This is a genomic window from Streptomyces sp. NPDC050423, from assembly GCF_040655445.1.
Taxonomy (GTDB): Bacteria; Actinomycetota; Actinomycetes; order Streptomycetales; family Streptomycetaceae; genus Streptomyces.
The window spans coordinates 100,067-121,638 of record NZ_JBFAJY010000004.1; the positions used below are offsets into that span (position 1 = coordinate 100,067).

The window sequence follows — 21,572 nt, forward strand, 5'->3', positions numbered from 1 at the left end:
AAGGGCCCCCCGGCCACGGCGTGCGGACAGGCGCGGACCGTCTTTCAGTACCGGTCCCGCGGCTGCGCGCGGACTACGTCGGGATGTTTACTTCTTGACTTCGATCTTGGTCAGGATCGGGTCGCCGTCCTGCGCGTAATCGACGTTCTGGACCTTCTCCGAGTAACCCGCGTTGACCTTGTAGTACCAGAGCGGGATGGAGGGCATGAAGTTCACCAGCTCCTTCTCGATCTTCTGGTAGGCCGCGACGGAGTCGTCGAGGGAAGCGGCGGAGTCCGCCTTCTTGATCTGCGCGTCAAGACCCTTGTCCGAGAAGCCACCCTGGTTACCGGCTGCGCCGGTACGGAACAGGTCCGAGATGAAGTTCGCGTTCACCGGGTAGTCGAGCACCCAGCCGGAGCGGTACAGGGACTTGACCTGCTTGGCGTCACGCGCGTTCGTGTCGGCCTGGAAGTCGGCCTTCGAGTCGGTGGTGCAGTTGACACCGGTGGACTGCTTGATGCTGTTGCAGACCGCCTCGACCCATTCCTTGTGGCCGCCGTCGGCGTTGAACTGGATCGAGATCTTGTTGCCCGGGACGCCGCCGGCGTCCTTGATGAGCTGCTTGGCCTTCGCCGGGTCGTACTTGGTGACGTCGCCCGCGGCGTCCTTCTGGAAGCCGAGAACACCCTTGGCGACCCAGCCCGTGGCCGGCTCGCGCGTGCCCTGGAGCACGGTCTTGGTGATGGTGTCGCGGTCGATGCCCATCGACAGGCCCTGAAGGATCTTCGGGTCGATGTTCTTGAACTGGTCGGTGTAGAACGCGACGGCGATCGTCTGGATGGCGGAGTACGCCTTGTCCACCGCGCGGTCACCGAGGTCCGCCCGGTACACCGGGAGGTCCTTCGGGCCGATCTGACGCAGGACGTCGACGTTGCCCGACTTCAGGTCCTCGTAGGCGGTTTCGAGGGTGGTGTAGTTCTTGAAGATCACACCACCGTTCTTCGCCTTGTCGGCACCCTTGTAGTCGTCGTTGCGGACGACCTTGATCTGCTTCTTGTGGTCCCAGCTGACGAACTTGTACGCGCCGTTGCCGACCGGCTTCTCGCCGGCGGCCTTCGGGTTCGCGTAGAAGGACTCGGGAAGCGGGGAGAAGACGGTGTAGCCGAGCTTGTAAGAGAAGTACGGCAGTGCCGAGTTCAGCTCGATGGTGAACGTGTAGTCGTCCACCTTCTTCAGACCGGACATGACGTCCGACTTCGGCTTGGCCTTGGCGTCCTCGGGGTGAACGTCGCCGTAACCCTTGATGTTGCCGAACCAGGACGCGTTGGTCTGGTTGTTCTTGATGTTCGCGGCCCAGTTCCAGGCCTTGATGTAGGACTCGGCCGTGACCGGGGTCCCGTCGTGGAACTTCCAGTCCTTCTTGAGCTTGACCGTCCAGAGCTTGCTGTCCTTGGTGTCGACAGACTCGGCGTTGATCATCTCAAGCTTGCCGGACGGGTCGTAGTCGACCAGCTGCGAGAAGATCGAGTCGGTGACGATGCTGCCGTTCGACTCCATCGTGTTGGCCGGCTGCAGCGGGTTCTGCGGCTCACCGACCTCGACGGAGAAGATGCCGTCGGCGTTGACGGCGCCCTTGTCGCCGCCCTTGCCCTTGTCGGCGTCGTCGTTACCGCCGCCACAAGCGGTCGCAGCCAGGGCGATGATGGCCGCTCCCGCGACCCACTTGGCGCTCTTGGCACCACGCATGGGTTCCTCCTCATGAGTCCACTTTTGACTAAAGAAGGGCACTGGATTGATACACCGACACCCCTGACGGTGATCGTTTCAGTGCCCTGAGTGTGCTCGTGAGTCGGCACTCCCCACAGTGCGTGACCCATTGACCCGAGCTCAATGGAGCCAACTATTAAGTACGACTGGGCTGCAAACCACACTTATAGGGTCTCGGTTTGACAACATCCGCCGACCCCGTGGATCAAAATACGGACAAAATGACCCCAGACAGACACACCCGAAACGGACTGTTAACACATGTTCCGGAGAGCGACGTCCGGTATCCGGACACTTGGTCCCCGAAATCGGGTTGACCGGCCGGACCTCGTGAGCGCCCCGGCACCCGGCGGATCACGGAGCGGCGGCGCGGCCGGCCGGTCGTCGGGAGCGGACTCCGGCCCGCCGGTTACCCGGCTGCTCAACACTAAGCCAATACGCGGGCGTGCATGGCTTGTTCAGGCCCTCCGGACGGGGGCGTCGTCCGGACGGAGGCCTCCGCCCGGACGAGGGCGCAGCAGGCGCAGCAGGCGCTTCAGACGCGGCAGACACAGCGAAGGGGCCCGGCACCGCGTGATGAGCGGTGCCGGGCCCCTTCACCGGCAAGAATCAGCGCTTGGCGCGCGACGCGGAGCGGCCGCGCTCCTTCTGGTCCAGGACGACCTTGCGGATACGCACGGTCTCCGGGGTCACCTCGATGCACTCGTCGTCGCGGCAGAACTCCAGCGACTGCTCAAGCGACAGCTTGCGGGCGGGCACCACGTTCTCCGTGGTGTCCGCGGAAGCCGCACGCATGTTGGTGAGCTTCTTCTCCTTGGTGATGTTCACGTCCATGTCGTCGGCGCGCGAGTTCTCACCGATGATCATGCCCTCGTAGACCTCCGTGGTGGCCTCCGTGAAGATGACACCGCGCTCCTGGAGGTTGACCATCGCGAACGGCGTCACGACGCCGGCGCGGTCCGCCACCAGCGAACCGTTGTGACGGGTGCGCAGCTCGCCGAACCACGGCTCGTGACCCTCGAAGAGGGAGTGCGCGATGCCCGTGCCACGGGTCTGGGTCAGGAACTCCGTACGGAAGCCGATGAGGCCGCGGGACGGCACGATCCACTCCATGCGGACCCAGCCCGAACCGTGGTTCGTCATCGTCTCCATGCGGCCCTTGCGGCTCGCCATGAGCTGCGTGATCGCGCCGAGGTGCTCCTCGGGCGAGTCGATGGTCATGCGCTCGATGGGCTCGTACGTCTTGCCCTCGACCTGCTTGGTGACCACCTGCGGCTTGCCGACCGTGAGCTCGAAGCCCTCGCGGCGCATGGTCTCGATGAGGATGGCCAGGGCGAGCTCACCGCGGCCCTGGACCTCCCAGGCGTCGGGGCGCTCGGTGTCCAGGACGCGGAGCGAGACGTTACCGACCAGCTCGCGGTCCAGACGGTCCTTGATCTGACGGGCGGTGACCTTGTGGCCTTTGCCGCCCTTGCCGACCAGCGGCGAGGTGTTCGCACCGATGGTCATCGAGATGGCGGGCTCGTCGACCGTGATCAGCGGCAGCGCGATCGGGTTCTCGGGGTCGGCCAGGGTCTCGCCGATCATGATGTCCGGGATACCGGCGATCGCGCAGATGTCGCCCGGACCGGCCTTCTCGGCGGGCTTACGGGTGAGCGCCTCCGTCATCATCAGTTCGGTGATGCGGACGTTGGACATCGAGCCGTCACGCTTGATCCACGCGACGGTCTGGCCCTTGCGCAGCTCACCCTGCTCGACACGGCAGAGCGCGATACGGCCGAGGAAGTTGTCGGCGTCCAGGTTGGTGACGTGGGCCTGGAGGGGGGCGTCCTCGTCGTACTCCGGGGCCGGGACGGCGGAGAGGATCGTGCTGAAGAACGGCTCCAGGCTGTCGCTGTCCGGCGGGACCTGGCCGTCCTCCGGCTTGGTCAGCGAGGCGACGCCGTCACGGGCGCAGGCGTAGACGATCGGGAACTCGATCTGGTCCTCGTCGGCGTCCAGGTCCAGGAAGAGGTCGTACGTCTCGTCGATGACCTCGGCGATCCGGGAGTCCGGGCGGTCCGTCTTGTTGATGCAGAGGATGACCGGCAGCTTGGCCGTCAGCGCCTTGCGGAGCACGAAGCGGGTCTGCGGGAGCGGGCCCTCGGACGCGTCGACCAGGAGGACGACCGCGTCCACCATCGACAGGCCGCGCTCGACCTCACCACCGAAGTCGGCGTGGCCGGGGGTGTCGATGATGTTGATGGTGATGACGTCGCCGCCATCCTTGGGGTGGTACTTGACGGCCGTGTTCTTGGCCAGGATCGTGATGCCCTTCTCACGCTCCAGGTCGTTCGAGTCCATCATGCGTTCGTCGAGGTGCTCGGCGGCGTGCGCGGCGAAGGCGCCTGCCTGCCTGAGCATGGCGTCGACCAGCGTGGTCTTGCCGTGGTCGACGTGGGCGACGATGGCTACGTTACGGATATCGTGGCGCGTGGGCATGGGTGGCTTGCGCTTCTCTCGGATCGGGGATTCAGGCGTCTTAGTCGGTCTTGAGTCCTCGTACGCCCGCCGGGCGGACGCGCCACGGCTAGTCCCATGGTACGGGCCAGGCGCCCCTGCGGCTTCACGGGCAAGTCTTACGACCTGGTGCACGACAGTGAGCGGGCTCCCGACGCCCTGCGACTCCGCCTCCGGCGTAGTCGTCGGTCAACGACGCTCCGCGTCGATTCCCTTCTCCGCCTTGGATTCGAAGCCGCATGACGCCGCTCGCTGATCCGCCCCCTGTCGCGCACCAGGTCGTTACCGGCCACAGAACGGACGCACGGCCCCGCTCGCGGCCGCCGATGCCTCCCCGCCGAGCTCCCGCGCGGCCCCCTGCTCCGTCGGCCCCGGGCCACCCCTGTGCGCCGGTCGGGCGCGGAGCACGATGTGCGGGAGAGTCCGCGCGGACGTGGGACGCGCGCGACTCCGGAGGTGGGGCTCCGAAGCCGCGACTGCGAGGGGGAGCCCGGAGCGATGCCGGTGCGCCGCGGTCGCCGGGGTTGGGGCCCCGGGGACCGGGAGGCGGAGCGGCTACCCGGGTCAGCGGGTGCACACAGCCTTGCCCGCCGGCGGGCCGGCGGGCAAGGGAATTGAGCTGGTTCTGAGCTTTCGGTGCTGCGCTGACCTGCTACTTCCTGGGGTTCGCGGGGGCACCGGCCGCCTGCGGCTTCTTGAACCCGATGTCCTGGTAGTGGGGCACCCCGAAGCCGAAGGCACCCACGTTGACCAGCTTCCTGTCGGTCGCGACGAGCTGCGGGCGCTGATAGAGAGGAATCGATCCTGCGGCGGCCCAGATCCTGGCGTCCGCCTGCTTCATCAGCTTCCTGGCCGAGCCCTCGTCGAGCTCCCCGGCGGCCTGGTCGAAGAGCTGGTCGATGTGGTCCGTGCCGACGCGGGTGTAGTTCTGCTCGACGAGCAGCGAGCCGTCGGTCGCGGGCACCGGCTTGGCGAAGATCGGGCGGTCGTCGGTGGCCGGATAGGCGGTCGCGGGCCAGGAGTAGAGCGCCAGGTCGTAGTCACCGGACGCGACGTGGTCCCGGAAGTAGCTCTCGTCGGAGACCTTGGTGATCTCGGTACGGATCCCGATCGTGTCGAGCATCGCCGCGATCTTGTCCCCGACGCTGCGCAGCGATTCGGAGCCGGGCCCCGAGGGCAGGACGAACCGCAGGGACAGCGGCTTGCCGTCCTTGCCGAGGGGACCGCGGGCGGAGTCGGGGGCCTGGGCGGGTGCCGCGGTGCCGGCCGGTGCGTAGGCGCCGGCGGCGCCACCGGGCTGCCGGTCCTGGGCGGTGATCCTGGCCGGGGCGTCCTCCGAGGTGCCCGTCTCGCCCAGGTGTCCGGCCTGGCGCAGCAGCGCGGCGCTCTGCACGGCGGCGGCGGGGGCCGGGGCGATGGCGCGGGTGCCCTCGACCTCACCGGGCTTGCTGTCGTCGCCGACGATGTAGAGGCCGTCGTCCTTGGAGGGCTCTCGACGGGCGGCGTTGTCGGTCTTGCCGTCGTCCTTGGCGCCGGCCTTCTTCTCCTCGGCCGTCTTCTCTTCCGCCTTCTTGTCCTCCTCCTTCTTGTCCGTCTGCTTCTCCTGCTTCTCGCCCTCGCTGCCCGCCTTGGTGCCGTCCGTCTTCTTCAGGGCCCCCTCCCGCGTCCAGCCGGCGTCGGCCAGCAGCGCCTGGGCCTCCTTGGTGTCCTGGCTGCCGAGCGCGTCGCTGCTGTCCTGGTACCCGGGCTGTCCGGCCAGGGCCAGGTGGCTGCCGAGCGGGTTCGCGGGCAGGCCGAGCGGCTTGAGTACGGTGTCGGCGAGCGCCTGGCGGTCCAGGGCGCGGGCCACGGCCCGGCGTACCCGGTCGTCGGCGAGCGGGCCGGTCTCACCGTTCAGGGCAAGCTGGGTGTACGCGGGCTCCAGTGACTTGCGGACCACATAGCCGCGCAGATCGTTCTGCTCGGTGGCGTACGCCTTGGCGGCACGGGCCTTCTCGTCCCGGGCGGACTGCGCCTCCGCGGCCGCCTCCTCGTCGGAGCCGTGCGCCAGTGCCCAGGACCGCAGGGCCGCGGCCGGGGTGATCTCGGAGCCGGGGCCGTGGGCGGGCGGCGCCCCGCTGTTGCCGGCGTCCCGGGCGGCCTGGACGATGCGGTGGGCCGCCGCCGCGTCGATGTCGGCGACGTCGACCTTTCCCTCGGTCAGCGCCTCGGTGCGGTCCTGCGGCTTGACCGCCTTGAAGACCAGCGAGTCGAGCTTGGCCGGACTGCCCCACCAGCGCGGGTTCCGGGTCAGCGTGACGGAGCCCGTCTCCTTGTCCACGCCCCCCAGCCGGAACGGTCCGGCGGTCGCCTTGAGCGTGGACCGCGCTCCGTCGTTGAACGCGTCCGGGGAGCCCGTCACCTGCTTCGGGTACAGCGGGGAGAAGAGGGAGCGCCAGTCCGCGTACGGCTTGGCGAAGGTGACCTTGACCTCCAGGTCGTCGGCGCCGCGCTCGATCTTCTCGATGCGCTCGTACCCGGCGTTGCGGGCGGTCCAGAACGCGGAGTCCCTGCCGCTCAGCGCCCGCCACTGGGCGACGAAGTCCGGTGCCCCGATCTCCCGGCCGTCGCTCCACACCGCCTGCTGGTTGAGCCGGTAGAGCACGACCTGCCTGGGCTCGTGCCCGACCACCTTCGCGGATTCCAGGTAGTCCGGGTTCAGCTGCGGCCGGCCCTTGGAGTCCAGCGGGAAGAGGGTCGGCAGGAGGGCGCCGGCGATGCGGGTGGTGGCGCTGTCCGCGTCCGCCTGGAAGGCGTTGAGGGTGGCGGGCATCGCGTCGATCGCCCAGTTGACCGTGCCGCCGTCCGCGACCTGTGTGCGGGCCGCGGGCGCGACGTCCTGCGGGACGACGGCGGTGGTGGCCTCCTTCTCGCCCGAACTGCAGCCGGCCAGTACGGGGAGCGTGAGCACACCCGTGGTGAAGAGCGCGAGCGAGCGGCGCTTTCGGGCTGCCCCGCGCGGGACGCCGACGTGGGACATGGCTGATACCTCCGGAGACGGCCCGGACCACCCGTACCCGAATGGACCGGATTATGCGTGTTTCGTGGCATTTGCAGTTGATCACACTGGTTCCGCCCATCCACTGAAAGCGGCCACGCGCGAGGGGTCCCGCAGACACGGCGCAACGGCCCCCGAACCTCACCCGTGCGGCGGAGTCCCGGCACCGCCAGAGCCACCACCCATGGCCGGAACCCGATCCGTCGGCAACGGCCGTGACCCGACTCCCCGGGCCCGGTCCGGAAGGCCGGCCCGGGGGGCCTCCCGCGGGGGCCGCAAGACGGGGCGGCCCGCTCCCTTCCCAAACGGGATGTGACGCGCGACACTCGCATCCGCATGAGCATGAGCATGGCCACCCGCGACTGCGGAAGTGAGATCAAGTCATGTCGCTACAGGACGAGTTGACGGCAGTTCAGCACTGTCTGGATGACCTGGTCCGCACCGTCGGGCGGCTGGAGCGGAGCCTCGCGCAGTTGCGCGGGGCGGACTCCGCGCCGGACCCGCTCGCCCCGGAGGGCCACGCCGACCCTGTCGACGGCGTCATCACGATCACCGAGGCGCCGTACGACACCACTCTGTGGACGGACTCGGACGACGAGGGTCTGGGCGTCCGCGGCAGGCACGCCCCCTAGCAGGGGTGTCTGACGAATGCCCCCTAGGAGGGCTCCTTGGCCACCGGTACGGAAACAGGCGCGGATCCCGGCAATGATCCAGCCGGCGCTCCGGGCACGAAGCCACCCCCGCCCGGCGGAGCGGCGACCCGGACGGCGGGTGTGCACCACCCCTCGCGGGCCGCCATCGCCGCCCGCCATCTGCGGACCGACCGCTGGTGGCTGGCGCCCGCCGTGACGGCGGGCGGGCTGCTCGCCTTCATCGTCTACTCGACCTGGCGGGCGTTCTCGAACGCCGACTACTACGCCGCCCCCTATGTCTCGCCGTTCTACTCGCCCTGCCTGGCGGACAACTGCGCCCCCATGCGGCACGGCCCGAACTGGGACCTGTTCGGCAGCTGGTGGGGCCTGTCCCCCGCCCTGCTGATCCTGATCTTCCCGCTCGGCTTCCGGCTGACCTGCTACTACTACCGCAAGGCCTACTACCGGGGCTTCTGGGCCTCGCCCCCGGCCTGCGCGGTCGCCGAGCCACACACGGCGTACAGCGGCGAGACCCGTTTCCCGCTGATCATGCAGAACATCCACCGGTACTTCTTCTACGCCGCGGTGCCGGTCGCCGGGATCCTCACCTACGACACCGTGCTCACCTTCCGCGACGAGCACTACGCCTGGGGCCACATGGGTCTCGGCTCGCTGATCTTCGTTGTCAACACCGTCCTGATCTGGGCGTACACCCTTTCCTGCCACTCCTGCCGGCACATCATCGGCGGCCGGCTGCGGCACTTCTCGAAGCACCCCGTGCGCTACCGGCTGTGGGGCTGGGTGGGACGGCTCAACACCCGTCACATGCTGCTCGCCTGGGCCTCGCTGATCAGCGTGGCCGCGTGCGACTTCTACGTGTACCTGGTCGCCTCCGGCGCCTTCGACGATCCGAGGTTTTTCTGAATGACTGAGCTCGAACGGCAGCAGTGGGACGTCGTCGTGGTCGGTGCCGGAGGTGCCGGGCTGCGCGCCGCGATCGAGGCCCGGGAGCGCGGGGCCCGTACCGCCGTCATCTGCAAATCGCTCTTCGGCAAGGCGCACACGGTCATGGCGGAGGGCGGAATCGCCGCCTCCATGGGCAACGTGAACTCCGGGGACAACTGGCAGGTGCACTTCCGCGACACCATGCGCGGCGGGAAGTTCCTCAACCAGTGGCGGATGGCGGAGCTGCACGCCAAGGAGGCGCCCGACCGTGTCTGGGAGCTGGAGACCTGGGGCGCGCTCTTCGACCGCACCCCCGAGGGGAAGATCTCCCAGCGCAACTTCGGCGGCCACGAGTATCCGCGCCTGGCGCACGTCGGGGACCGCACCGGCCTCGAACTGATCCGCACCCTCCAGCAGAAGATCGTCTCGCTCCAGCAGGAGGACTACCGCGAATTCGGTGACTACGAGGCACGGTTGAAGGTCTTCCAGGAGTGCACGGTCACGCGTGTCATGAAGGACGGGGACCGCGTCTCCGGGACCTTCTGCTACGAGCGCGAGACCGGCAGGTTCTTCGTGCTGGAGGCGCCCGCGGTCGTCCTCGCCACCGGCGGCATCGGCAAGTCCTTCAAGGTCACGTCGAATTCCTGGGAGTACACCGGCGACGGCCACGCGCTGGCCCTGCTGGCGGGCGCGCCCCTGCTGAACATGGAGTTCGTGCAGTTCCACCCGACCGGCATGGTCTGGCCGCCCTCGGTCAAGGGCATCCTCGTCACCGAGTCGGTGCGCGGCGACGGCGGGGTGCTGCGGAACTCCGAGGGCGAGCGCTTCATGTTCGACTACGTCCCCGATGTGTTCAAGGAGAAGTACGCGCAGTCGGAGGAGGAGGGCGACCGCTGGTACGAGGACCCGGACAACAACCGCCGCCCACCCGAACTGCTGCCGCGCGACGAGGTCGCGCGCGCCATCAACTCCGAGGTGAAGGCGGGCCGCGGCTCGCCGCACGGCGGGGTGTTCCTGGACGTGTCGACCCGGATGTCCGCGGAACGGATCCGGCGCCGGCTGCCGTCGATGTACCACCAGTTCAAGGAGCTGGCGGATGTCGACATCACGGCCGAGGCGATGGAGGTCGGCCCGACCTGTCACTACGTGATGGGCGGCATAGCCGTCGACTCCGACACCGCCGCCGCCCTCGACGTGCCCGGCCTGTACGCGGCGGGCGAGGTCGCCGGCGGCATGCACGGATCCAACCGGCTCGGCGGGAACTCCCTCTCCGACCTGCTGGTCTTCGGCCGGAGGGCCGGACTGCACGCCGCCGGCTACGCCGCGTCCACCGAGATCCTGCCGGTGGTGGACGAGGCACAGATCGACGCGGCGGCCGCGGAGGCGCTGCGTCCGTTCAGCGCGGAGGAGCTCGCCGAGGGTGCGCCGACGGAGAATCCGTACACCCTGCACCAGGAACTCCAGCAGACGATGAACGACCTGGTCGGCATCATCCGCCGCGCCCCCGAGATGGAGCAGGCCCTGGAGAGACTGGCGGGGCTGCGGGAGCGGGCCCGGCGGGCCGGCGTCGAGGGGCACCGGCAGTTCAACCCCGGCTGGCACCTCTCCCTCGACCTGCGGAACATGCTGCTGGTCAGTGAGTGCATCGCACGGGCGGCACTGGAGCGCACCGAGAGCCGCGGCGGCCACACCCGTGAGGACTGCCCGGCGATGGAGCGCTCCTGGCGCCCGGTCAACCTGCTGTGCCGGCCGGCCGACGTCTCCGCCGCACCGCTGGAGGGCCGGATCGATCTCGTGCGCGAGGCCACCGAACCCATCCGTCCGGACCTGCTCTCCCTCTTCGAGAAGGAGGAGCTGGTCAAGTACCTCGCCGAAGAGGAGCTGTACGAGTGAGCAGCTACAACGCACGGTTCAGGGTGTGGCGCGGCGACACCGACGGCGGCGGTCTGGAGGACTACGCGGTCGAGGTCAACGACGGCGAGGTCGTCCTCGACATCATCCACCGCATCCAGGCCACCCAGGCGGGCGATCTGGCGGTGCGGTGGAACTGCAAGGCCGGCAAGTGCGGTTCGTGCAGCGCGGAGATCAACGGACGGCCGCGGCTGCTGTGCATGACACGCATGTCGGTGTTCACCCGCGAGGAGACGATCACGGTCACCCCGCTGCGGGCCTTCCCCGTGGTGCGGGATCTGGTGACCGATGTGTCGTTCAACTACGCCAAGGCACGGGAGGTGCCCGCCTTCGTGCCCCCGGAGGGGGTGAAGGCGGGCGAGTACCGGATGCAGCAGGTCGATGTGGAACGCTCACAGGAGTTCCGCAAGTGCATCGAGTGCTTCCTGTGCCAGGACACCTGCCATGTGGTGCGGGACCACGAGGAGAACAAGGCGGCCTTCGCCGGACCGCGCTTCCTGATGCGGGTCGCCGAGCTGGACATGCACCCGCTGGACGCCGCCGCCGAGTCCGGGCTCGACCGGAAGGCGACGGCCCAGGAGGAGCACGGACTCGGCTACTGCAACATCACGAAGTGCTGTACGGAGGTGTGCCCCGAGCACATCAAGATCACCGACAACGCGCTGATCCCGCTGAAGGAGCGGGCCGTGGACCGCAAGTACGACCCGCTGGTGTGGCTGGGGAACAAGATCCGGCGGCGGGACCCGTCATCCTGAGGGGCCCCGCCGCGCGGGCGGTCAGCCCAGCAGCTTGATGATCGCGGCGGTGGTGTCGGTCTCGCCGAGGCGCGGGAAGATCCGCTCGACGCTGTTCTCGTGGGCCTCGGCGCTCATGTCGGTCACCGCGTCCGTGGCGACCGTGACGTGGTAGCCGTGCTCGTACGCCGAGCGGGCGGTGGACTCGACGCCGATGCTGGTCGCGATCCCGGCCACCACGACCTGGGTGACGCCGCGGCGGCGCAGCTGGAGGTCGAGGTCGGTGCCGTGGAAGGCGCCCCACGTCAGCTTGGTGACGACGATGTCGCCCTCGCGCGGGCCGAGCTCGGGGACGATGTCGGCCCAGTCGGCGGCGGGCTGCCCGGAACGGGCGGGGCCCTCGGTGCGGCCGGGGGCCCCGCCGGTGACGCGGACCAGGACGACCGGGAGGCCCTTGGCCCGGAACGCGTCGGCGAGAGTCGCGGCGTGCGCGATGACATCGGCGCCGGGGTGGACGGAGGGCAGACCGGTGATGCCCTTCTGCAGGTCGACGACGACCAGTGCGGTCTTCGGGTCGAGGGTGGTGGCGCTCATGGTGGTGCTCCTCGCTGAGTGGTGCGGGACGGATTTCAGGTACGGCCGCTGTCGGGTACGGCCGCACAGGGCGCGGTCGGTGGCGGTGTCCGTGGCGCCCGGAGTGTCGCTTCGGGGGCCGCGTCGCGGCCGGTCATGAACCGACCAGGCGGTCCAGGAGGGCGGTCGCCTCGGCGACGGTGCGGCGCTCGGCCCCGTCGAGTTCGGCGGCGATGGCCTCGGCGAGCCAGTCGCGCTTGGCGGCCCGGACCTCCGCGAGGGTTGCGCGACCGGTGTCGGTGATCGACATGACCGACTTGCGTCCGTCGTCCGGATCGGGCGCCCGCTCCACGATCCCCTGCTCCTCCAGCGCGCCCAGGGTCAGCCGCATGGACTGCGGGCGTACGAACTCGGCGCGGGCCAGCGCGGCCGTGGTGGCCGGGCCACCGTCCTCCAGCCGGGCCAGCACCGAGCGCTGGGTCGGTGTGAGCAGACTCTCCGAGGACGAGGAACGCAGCCGCCGCAGCAGCCTGCCGACGACGGCCGCGAGGTCGTTCGCGACCTGCTCGGCCGTGGGGTCGGCGGGCGTGGGGTCGGCGGGCGTGGGGTCGGCGGGCGTGGCACCGGGCGGTCGCGTCATGCGCCCACCGTAAAGATGCACAGGCCATCTTGCAAGGTAACCTGTCGATTCTGCACAACCTTGCTCGCATCCGACCTGCGATCTAGGGTGAATGCGCTTTCATAAGGTGTCTGTCGCCACGTGTCGCCACGTGTCGGTACGTGTCGGTACGGAAGAAGAAGCGGACGGTCGGTCGAGTGAGCGCCCCAACGGTGTACGACGTCGCCGAGCGATCGGGCGTCTCCATTGCCACGGTTTCGCGGGTCTACCGCACCCCGGATTCGGTGCGCGCCCAGACCCGCGAGCGAGTGCTGGAGGCGGCGCGCGAGCTCGGCTACGTACCGAGCGGAAACGCCCGGGGACTGGCCAGCCGCACCACCGGAGTGCTCGGACTGTGCTTCCCCGACTACGCCGACCCGGACGCCGAGGCCGACGCCGAGGCGGACAGTGACGCCGACGACGCGGTGATGCTCTACTCCGACCAGATCATCCGCGGCATGGAGCGGGCCGCACGGCGGCACGGGTACGCCCTGCTGATCGCGGCATCGCTGGAGGGCGGGCCGGAGAGCCTGGTCGCGAAGGTCGCGGGCCGGGTCGACGGCTTCGCCGTACTGGCGCAGACGGTGCCGACCGAGGATCTTGAGGTGATATCGCGCCGGCTGCCGGTCGTGATGCTCGCCGGACCCCGCGAGATCGACCACCTCGACCACATCGTCGTCGCCAACGTCGACGGCGAACGCGAACTGACCCGCCACCTGATCGAGGACCACGGACTGCGCCGGCTCGCCTTCATCGGCGGCGACACCGACTCACCGGACGCCGAGGCGCGGTTCCACGGCTTCCGGGAGGCATGCCTGGACGCCGGGATCCCGGTGCCGGACGGGCCGACCGTGCGGACCGTGATGATGACGCAGTCCGAGGGCGCGGGAGCCGCCGAACGGCTGCTGGACGGGGGCGGACAGCGGCCGGAGGCGATGCTCTTCGCCAACGACCAGATGGCGGTGGGCGCCCTGCGCGCGCTGGCGAGGCGCGGCGTGCGGGTGCCCGAGGACATGGCGGTGACCGGCTTCGACGGCATCCCGCTCAGCCGGATCGTCCAGCCGCCGCTGACGACGGTGCGCCAGCCGATACGTCAACTGGGAGAGCAAGCGGTCGAGTTGCTGGTGCAGCGACTGAACAACGCGGGCCGCGAGCCGGTTTCGCTCACCCTGCCGGTCTCCCTGATCCGCCGCAGGAGCTGCGGCTGCGGCTGACGGGTACGCCGCCGGGGACTGCCCGGGGCGGGACCGGACGGGGCCGGCCGGACCGAACGGGGGACGTACGGGAGGGGACGTACGTCCGCTCAGGAGGCCGGACCCACGGAGCCCAGCCGCTCCCCGAAGAACCGCCGCCGCTCCGCGGCCAGTCCGGCCGTCTCGGCGACCGACCCCGCGTGCTCGAAGTGCCCCGCGTTCAGCACCAGCAGCTCCCGCTCCCCCGCCAGCGCGTTGTACACCGCGAACTGCCCCGGCGGCGGCACGGACGGGTCGAACAGTGCCGCGGCCACCAGCGTGGGCAGCTCCAGGAACCCCGCGGCCGTCGCGGCGTCGAAGTACCTCAGCACCTCGGTGACCCCGGGGTGCTCCCGCTCGTACCCGCGCACCGACTCCCCGCTCCCCACGCACGGCAGCGTGAGCCGCAGCGGGTGGTTCCCGAAGGTGGGCACCGTCAGCTGCGCGGCCCCGAAGCGGTCGTCCCACGGCAGGGCCAGCGCACCGAGGCCCCCGCCGAAGCTCTCCCCCAGGTAGCCGAGCGGGCCCGCCCCCGCCAGCTCGGGTACCAGCTCGTGCAGTGCCGACGCCGCACACCACAGGTCCGCCACGCAGTCACCGATCACATACGTCTCGCGTGACCCGATGCCGTGCAGCACATGGGCGTCGGCGACGTCCGGGATGCCCGCCACCAGGCCGCGCGCCCCCATCCCCCGCACACAGGGCAGGATCGCGGCCGCCCCGGGCAGCGGCAGCGGCACATCGCGGCCCGGCTCCTGCCGGCCCCCGTAGCCGTGGCCGATGACGAAGCCATGGCGGGCCGGCCCGTCCGCGGGCAGCACGAGCCAGCCGCCCAGGCGCTCCCCGCCCACCGAGGCGAATGTCACTCCGTGGATGCGGACGCCGTCGCGCTCATCCTCCAGCGGCCCGATCTCCGGCTCCGTGGCGACCTGGCGAGCGGTCTCGTGCCGGGCGCGCCAGAAGTCGGCGAAACCGTCCGGCGCGGGGGGTGCGGGGATGGCCGACAGGTCGTCGAGAGTGCGCCCGCAGGACGGGTCAAAAGGGAAATCATGCACGAATGAAGGCATGACCACGACAATATCCCTCCCTTTCTCCGCACTCCAGGCCGCCGGTGGCCGCCTGTTCCAACCATGCGAAATCGGTCACATCGCTCCCTTTTCCGCAAACAGCACACTTACCGTTCCAAGTTGAACATTCAGATGTCCAATACGTTGCACGAGTGTGACCCAGACCCCTCTTGCGGATTCCCGAATCCCTGCCGCACAGTGATGTATGCGCTTACAGGCAGCGCATACATCCGGATTGCTCGAGGAGGAGCCCTCCATGCCCCGCACCGCCAGAACCGCCTCCACCGGTATCGGTATCGCAGTCGTGCTCGCTCTCGGTCTCACCGCGTGCGGCAGCTCCGGTGGCGACGACGTCGCCGCGGACAAGAAGCAGACGCTCACTGTCTGGGCCATGGGGGCCGAGGGCGAGAAGCTCGCGGATGTGGCCAAGGTCTACGAGAAGGCCAATCCGAACATCACCGTCAAGGTGACCCCGGTCGGCTGGGACGTCGCCCACCAGAAGCTGGTCTCCGCGGCCGCCGCCGGCAGCATGCCGGACGTGGCGCAGATGGGCGGCAGCTACATGGGCGAGTTCTCCGAGCTCGGCGTTCTGGAGCCGGTCGACACCAAGACCTTCCAGGAGAAGGACTTCTTCCCGTCCGGCTGGAAGCAGGGCGAGGTGGACGGCCAGGCCTACGGCGTGCCGTGGTACGTCGACACCCGCGTCCTCTACTACCGCACCGACCTGGCCGAGCAGGCCGGCATCACCAAGGTTCCGACCGACTGGAAGGAGATGCAGGACCTCGCCACCGCCTACCAGAAGAAGGCGGGCACCAAGTGGGGCCTGTCCATCCAGCCCAGCGGCCTGGACACGGTGCAGAACTTCTACTCCTTCCTGTACTCGGCCGGCGGCGAGATCGTCAACGACAAGGGCGAGGCCGTCATCGACAGCCCCGAGGCCGTCAAGGCGCTCAAGGAGTACGGCTCGTACTTCTCCAAGGGGCTCTCCAACAAGTCCGTGCAGCCCGGCTACGACGTGGTGAAGGACTTCGGCAACGGCCGCGTCCCGATGTTCTTCGGCGGCCCCTGGCACGTCACCCTGCTGAACGAGGGCCAGCCGCAGCTCAAGGGCAAGTGGGCGGTGGCCAACGTCCCCGCCGACAAGTCCTCCGTCTCCATGGCCGGCGGCTCCTCCCTGGTGATCTCCAAGGACAGCGAGCACAAGGCCGCCGCCACCCAGTTCATCAAGTACCTGACGGACACCAAGGGCCAGGCCGACTGGTACAAGCGCACCAAGGACCTGCCGGCCAACACCGCCGCCTGGACCTCCGGTGACCTCGCCGACGACGCCGATCTGCAGATATTCAAGAAGCAGATGGACTCGGCCAAGTCCTCCCCGTCGCTGCCCAACTGGACCGAGGTCACCGACAAGGTCGACCAGGCCATCGCGAAGGTGACCCAGGGCAAGGCTTCCGCCGAGGACGCGCTGAAGACGGCGCAGTCCCAGATCGAAGGCCTCGTGAAGTAGGAGCCATGAGCACCACGACCGGAAAGGCCGCAGAGCCGGCCAAGGTGTCCGGGCCGGGGACCGTGAAGTCCCCGGCCGCCGGGCCCAAGGGTTCGCGCATGCGCAGGAAGCCCTCGCTGGGTATGCAGAACATGGCCGGCTGGCTGTTCTCCACTCCCTTCCTCGTTCTCTTCCTCGTCTTCATGGCCGTCCCGATCATCGCCACCCTGGTGATGAGCTTCACGGACTTCGGTCTGCGCAACGTGACGCACCCGCTGGACGCGAACTTCATCGGGTTCGAGAACTACACCAAGCTGTTCAGCGACGAGAAGTTCCTCAAGTCGCTGTTCAACACGGCGTACTTCGTGGTCGTCGGCGTCCCGCTGACGATCCTCCTCGGGCTGGTCGTCGCCGTACTGCTGAACAACGGCATCGACCGGGCCCGGACCTTCTTCCGCGTCGGCTTCTACGCCCCGGTCGTCACCACCATCGTCGCGGTCGCCGTCGTCTGGCGCTTCGTGCTGGATCCGAGCGACGGTCTCGTCGCGGGTCTCTTCTCCGAGGTGGGCCTCACCGCTCCGGACTTCCTGGGCTCCGAGACGCTCGCCATGCCGTCGATGATCGCGATGGCGGTCTGGCGCAATGTCGGCACGGTCATGGTGCTCTTCATCGCAGGTCTGCAGGCCATTCCCACCGAGGTGCGGGAAGCGGCCCGGCTGGACGGCGCCGGCCTGTGGCAGGAGTTCAGGGGCATCACCGTCCCGCTCCTGCGGCCCACGATGCTCTACGCCACCGTGATCACCACGATCGGCTACCTCAATGTCTTCGAGGAGCCCTTCGTGATGACGCAGGGCGGGCCCTCGGACTCGACGCTCACCGTCTCCCTGAACATGTACCGCGAGGGCTTCAACTTCTTCCACATGGGCTATGCGAGCGCCATGGCGTATGTCCTCTTCGTAGTGATCATGGGCATCACGGTGCTGCAGCTCCGACTGCTGAAGGACAACACGAAATGAGCGCCACCAATGCACCGGGCGCCGTCTCGACGGCGCCGTCGAAGAAGCCCGGGGACGACTGGCGGAAGGGCAGGGTCAAGGAGCCGAGGTCCCTGAAGCGGATCTTCGTCTACGTCCTGCTCTCGCTCGGCCTGCTGATCATGTCGGCGCCGTTCCTGTGGATGGCCCTCTCCTCGTTCAAGACGACGAGTGAACTGACCGCGAGCCCGCCGGTCTGGATCCCGACCGAATGGACCCTGGACAACTTCCGGGACCTGCTCGACAAGCTCGATCTGCCGCTGTACTTCATGAACTCGGTGATCGTGGCGGTGCTGGTCACCGTGTCGAACCTGGTGTTCTGCTCGATGCTCGGCTACGCCCTCGCCAAGCTGAGGTTCGCGGGCCGCAACAAGATCTTCGGTCTGGTTCTCGGCGCCCTCATGGTGCCCGGCAACCTGATGCTGCTGCCGCTCTTCGTCCTGATGAGCAAGCTCCAGCTGATCGACTCGTACGCCGGGCTGGTCCTGCCCTTCGCGGCCGGGGCGTTCGGCGTCTTCCTGATGCGGCAGTTCATGCAGTCGATCCCGGACGAGCTGCTGGAAGCGGCCCGGATGGACGGCGCCGGCGAGTGGTACATCTTCTGGCGCATCGTGATGCCGCTGGTGAAGCCCGCCCTGGCGACGCTGTCGATCTTCACGTTCCTCGGTTCCTGGAACAACTTCGTCTGGCCGCTCATCGCGACCAACGACCCCGACAAGTACACCCTTCCGGTCGCCCTGGCCACCTTCGCCACCGACCCGAACAAGGCGGGTGGATCCAACGGCATGCTGATGGCCGGCTCCTTCCTGATCGTGCTGCCGGTGCTGGTCGTGTTCATCGCGCTCCAGCGGCACTTCACCCAGGGCATCGCCACCGCCGGCATGAAGTAGTCCACCCCCGGGGGCGGCCCTGCCCCGCCTCCGGACGCCCCATCGATACGTACGGGGCCGCGCGCCCCACATCCCGCCGGCCACACCCCTCTCGCACCAGAAAGACAGTTTGCGATGACTCACACCCAGGTCCCGTTCCCCGAAGGCTTCCTGTGGGGTGCCTCCACGGCCGCCCACCAGATCGAGGGCAACAACACCAACAGCGACTGGTGGGTCAAGGAGCACACCGCGGGCACCCACATCCAGGAGCCCAGCCTGGATGCCTGCGACAGCTACCACCGCTGGCACGAGGACATGGACGTGCTGGCCGGGCTGGGCTTCACCGACTACCGGTTCTCCATCGAGTGGGCCCGTATCGAGCCCGCCGAGGGGCAGTTCTCGCGGGCCGAGCTCGCCCACTACCGCCGCATGGTCGAGGGCGCCATCGAGCGCGGACTGCGCCCCATGATCACCCTGCACCACTTCACCGTGCCACAGTGGTTCGAGGCACGCGGCGGCTTCACCGCCGAGGGCGCGACCGAGCTGTTCGCCCGCTACGTCGCGGCCTGCGCACCGGTGATCAGCGAAGGCGTCAGCCACGTCTGCACCATCAACGAGCCGAACATGATCGCCGTGATGGCGGGCCAGGCCAAGCGCGGCGACATCGGCTTCCCGCCCGCCGGTCTGCCGACCCCCGACGACGAGACCAGCCAGGCCGTGATCGCCGCCCACCACGCGGCCGTCAAGGAGGTCAAGGCGATCAACGCCGACATCCAGGTCGGCTGGACCATCGCCAACCAGGTCTACCAGGCCCTCCCCGGCGCCGAAGAGATCACCGCGGCCTACCGCCACCCGCGCGAGGACATCTTCATCGAGGCCGCCCGCGGCGACGACTGGATCGGGGTGCAGTCCTACACCCGGACCAGGATCGGCACGGACGGACCCATCCCCACCGCCGACGACGTCGAGCGCACCCTCACCCAGTGGGAGTACTACCCCTGCGCCGTCGGCCACGCGCTGCGCCACACCGCCGAGGTCGTCGGCCGCGACGTTCCGCTGATCGTGACCGAGAACGGCATCGCGACCGACCGGGACAGCCGCCGGATCGACTACTACACCGGCGCCCTGAACGAGGTCGCCTCCGCCATCCAGGACGGCCTGCGCGTCGAGGGCTACCTCGCGTGGAGCGCCCTGGACAACTACGAGTGGGGCTCCTACGCGCCGACCTTCGGCCTCATCGGCTGGAACCCGGAGACCTTCGAGCGGCTGCCGAAGCCGTCCGCCGCCTGGCTGGGCGAGATGGGCCGTACCCGCACGCTGCCGCGTATCGCCGACTGACGTCGGCCCTCCGACCGGGAGCCCCTGACGGTTCCCGACCGTGCGGGGACCGGCGGTACCTGACGGCCGCCGGACCCCGCGCCGATCCACCCGGTGCGGCCCGAGCCCCACAGCTCGGGCCGCACCGGCAGCCCCACCCGAGAACGGCGCCGCACAGGCGCGGCACCACCCCGGGCGGCCCTCCTCGGCCGCATCGAGCACGCCACGAAACGCCCCCATCCCCCTTCTGCCAACGGGAGCTGGACCTTCATGGACCGTCGCACGTTTCTCACCGCCACTGGGACCGGGGCTGCCGCCCTGTCCCTCGGGGCCGTATCCGCACCCTCGGCGAACGCCGTTCCCGCCGGTCGATCCGCGCCTTCCGCGGACGCCGCTCGCCCTGTTCATGCCTTTGACGCACCGCTGCTGCTGCGCTGGTTCCGCGATACGTACCACTCGATCGAGGCGATGACGACCGATCTGGGTCTCGCCGTCGACAAGACAGACCTGAGCGGTCCGGGCGGCCCGGTACAGTCGCGCCAGACCTCGCCCACCAATATCGGCTGCGGTCTGTGGTCGACCGTCGCCGCCGGCGGGCTCGGGGTGATCAGCGACGCCACGATGCGGCGCAGGCTGGAGCACACGGTCCGGTCCGTGGAGAAGCTGGAGCGCCATCACGGCTTCTGGCTCAACTGGTACGACGCGCACGACGGTTCGGTGCTGACCGAGTGGCCCGGTACCGGCGACCCGGTCCGTCCGTTCCTCTCCTCCGTCGACAACGCCTGGCTGATCACCGGTCTGCGCATCGCCGCGGACGCGGCTCCCGCGCTGCGTCCCCGCGTCGACCGCATCCTGGCGGGCGCCGACTGGTCCTACTACTACACGCCCTTCGACCCGGCCGACCCCGTCGCCGGGCCCGGCCAGCTGCGCGGCGGCTTCTGGACCGACACCGAGGAACCCACGGGCCACCACTACGGCGCGCTCAACACCGAGCCCCGGATGGCCAGCTATCTGGGTATCGCGGACGGATCCCTGCCCGCCGACCACTACTGGCACCTGCTGCGCACCATGCTTCCCGGCAATGAGCAGGAGCAGCAGCCGCAGGGCGGATACGTCGCGATGGACGGCATCCGCGTCTGGCAGGGCCACTACACGCACCGCGGCCGCAAGCTCGTGCCCACCTGGGGCGGGTCGATGTTCGAGGCGCTGATGGTTCCGCTGTTCGTGCCGGAACCGGAGTGGTCGCCGAAGTCGTGGGGCCGTACCCACCAGCGGTACGTACGCGGCCAGATCGAGCACGGCATGACCGAGGCGGGGTACGGGTACTGGGGGTTCTCGCCCGCCGACATTCCCGAGGGCGGGTATCAGGAGTACGGGGTCGACGCGCTCGGGATGCAGCTCGACGGCTACGCCTCCAACACGGACCGCACGTACACCACGGACGGCGCTCCGCTGCCGCCCGCGTCGGCGTTCACCAACGGTGTGGTCACCCCGCACGCCTCGTTCCTCGCCCTGCCGTACGCGCCGGCCGAGGCGGTGGCGAATCTGCGGGCGCTGGACCGGGATTTCGGTGCCTATGACGACGGCTACGGGTTCCGGGACTCCGTCAACGTCTCCACCGGACGGGTCAGCGACTACCAGCTCGCCCTCGACCAGGGGATGATCGCCGCCGCCCTGGCCCAGGCTCTCCGGCCTGGGCTCCTGCAGCAGCCGTTCCGGACCGGCGGGTTCCGTTCCCGGGTACGCCCACTGCTCGTCAAGGAGCGCTTCAGCATCTGAGCCCACGCGGGACTGCCCGACGCGGCCGGGGACGGTGGCCCACCCTGGGC

At 69.1% G+C, this 21,572-nt stretch carries 16 protein-coding genes; 10 read left to right on the plus strand and 6 right to left on the minus strand.

What is annotated here, in order from left to right; all coding sequences use genetic code 11:
• Positions 1-87: 87 nt before the first annotated feature.
• The 3 genes from AB0I52_RS04845 to AB0I52_RS04855 all read right to left on the minus strand — a co-directional run bounded on the left by AB0I52_RS04845 (position 88) and on the right by AB0I52_RS04855 (position 7,267).
• Positions 88-1,728 (minus strand): ABC transporter substrate-binding protein, encoded by a 1,641-nt coding sequence (locus tag AB0I52_RS04845; RefSeq protein ID WP_363068945.1) that lies wholly within the window; start codon positions 1,726-1,728, stop codon positions 88-90.
• A gap of 630 nt (positions 1,729-2,358) precedes the next feature.
• A complete protein-coding gene (gene typA, locus AB0I52_RS04850) occupies positions 2,359-4,230 on the minus strand; it encodes a translational GTPase TypA (RefSeq protein WP_363068947.1) in 1,872 nt (623 codons plus the stop codon).
• Positions 4,231-4,900: 670 nt separating this feature from the next.
• The gene (locus tag AB0I52_RS04855; protein ID WP_363068949.1) at positions 4,901-7,267 is read right to left on the minus strand and encodes an ABC transporter family substrate-binding protein; all 2,367 of its coding nucleotides are present in this window, start codon (positions 7,265-7,267) and stop codon (positions 4,901-4,903) included.
• Between the two features lie 401 nt (positions 7,268-7,668).
• Between AB0I52_RS04855 and AB0I52_RS04860 the strand changes: the two genes are divergently transcribed.
• The 4 genes from AB0I52_RS04860 (at position 7,669) to AB0I52_RS04875 (ending at position 11,528) form a co-directional block, all read left to right on the plus strand.
• The gene (locus AB0I52_RS04860) at positions 7,669-7,917 is read left to right on the plus strand and encodes a hypothetical protein (RefSeq protein WP_363068951.1); all 249 of its coding nucleotides are present in this window, start codon (positions 7,669-7,671) and stop codon (positions 7,915-7,917) included.
• A 141-nt stretch (positions 7,918-8,058) separates the two neighbouring features.
• Positions 8,059-8,841, plus strand: a complete 783-nt coding sequence (locus AB0I52_RS04865; protein WP_363069150.1) for a hypothetical protein — start codon at positions 8,059-8,061, stop codon at positions 8,839-8,841.
• Positions 8,842-10,755, plus strand: a complete 1,914-nt coding sequence (locus AB0I52_RS04870; RefSeq protein ID WP_363068953.1) for a fumarate reductase/succinate dehydrogenase flavoprotein subunit — start codon at positions 8,842-8,844, stop codon at positions 10,753-10,755.
• Entirely contained in the window at positions 10,752-11,528 is a 777-nt protein-coding gene (locus AB0I52_RS04875) for a succinate dehydrogenase/fumarate reductase iron-sulfur subunit (RefSeq protein WP_363068955.1), read from the plus strand. The genes AB0I52_RS04870 and AB0I52_RS04875 overlap by 4 nt, the downstream gene beginning before the upstream one ends.
• Before the next feature lie 21 nt (positions 11,529-11,549).
• Here the strand turns inward: AB0I52_RS04875 and AB0I52_RS04880 are convergent, their stop codons facing one another.
• Positions 11,550-12,101 (minus strand): isochorismatase family protein, encoded by a 552-nt coding sequence (locus AB0I52_RS04880; RefSeq protein WP_363068957.1) that lies wholly within the window; start codon positions 12,099-12,101, stop codon positions 11,550-11,552.
• 133 nt (positions 12,102-12,234) lie between these two features.
• Positions 12,235-12,720: a MarR family winged helix-turn-helix transcriptional regulator gene (locus tag AB0I52_RS04885; RefSeq protein WP_363068959.1), complete on the minus strand. Its 486-nt coding sequence runs from the start codon at positions 12,718-12,720 to the stop codon at positions 12,235-12,237.
• A gap of 176 nt (positions 12,721-12,896) precedes the next feature.
• Here AB0I52_RS04885 and AB0I52_RS04890 point away from each other — a divergent pair, with 176 nt between their 5' ends.
• Complete coding sequence (locus tag AB0I52_RS04890; protein WP_363068961.1) at positions 12,897-13,952, plus strand: LacI family DNA-binding transcriptional regulator; 1,056 nt, start codon at positions 12,897-12,899, stop codon at positions 13,950-13,952.
• 89 nt (positions 13,953-14,041) lie between these two features.
• On the opposite strand, the gene AB0I52_RS04895 is transcribed toward AB0I52_RS04890, so the two are convergent.
• Positions 14,042-15,037: an acetylxylan esterase gene (locus tag AB0I52_RS04895; protein ID WP_363068963.1), complete on the minus strand. Its 996-nt coding sequence runs from the start codon at positions 15,035-15,037 to the stop codon at positions 14,042-14,044.
• A gap of 256 nt (positions 15,038-15,293) precedes the next feature.
• Here AB0I52_RS04895 and AB0I52_RS04900 point away from each other — a divergent pair, with 256 nt between their 5' ends.
• From AB0I52_RS04900 to AB0I52_RS04920, 5 genes are all read left to right on the plus strand, one after another.
• Positions 15,294-16,544 carry a sugar ABC transporter substrate-binding protein gene (locus AB0I52_RS04900; RefSeq protein ID WP_363068965.1) on the plus strand — a complete coding sequence of 417 codons (1,251 nt, stop codon included), beginning with the start codon at positions 15,294-15,296 and terminating at the stop codon, positions 16,542-16,544.
• A gap of 5 nt (positions 16,545-16,549) precedes the next feature.
• Positions 16,550-17,539, plus strand: a complete 990-nt coding sequence (locus tag AB0I52_RS04905) for a sugar ABC transporter permease (RefSeq protein WP_363068967.1) — start codon at positions 16,550-16,552, stop codon at positions 17,537-17,539.
• Complete coding sequence (locus AB0I52_RS04910; RefSeq protein ID WP_363068969.1) at positions 17,536-18,447, plus strand: carbohydrate ABC transporter permease; 912 nt, start codon at positions 17,536-17,538, stop codon at positions 18,445-18,447. Before AB0I52_RS04905 ends, AB0I52_RS04910 begins: the two co-directional genes overlap by 4 nt.
• Positions 18,448-18,561: 114 nt before the next feature.
• A complete protein-coding gene (locus tag AB0I52_RS04915; RefSeq protein ID WP_363068971.1) occupies positions 18,562-19,764 on the plus strand; it encodes a family 1 glycosylhydrolase in 1,203 nt (400 codons plus the stop codon).
• A 249-nt stretch (positions 19,765-20,013) separates the two neighbouring features.
• Entirely contained in the window at positions 20,014-21,522 is a 1,509-nt protein-coding gene (locus AB0I52_RS04920; protein WP_363068973.1) for a glucoamylase family protein, read from the plus strand.
• Positions 21,523-21,572: the final 50 nt, after the last annotated feature.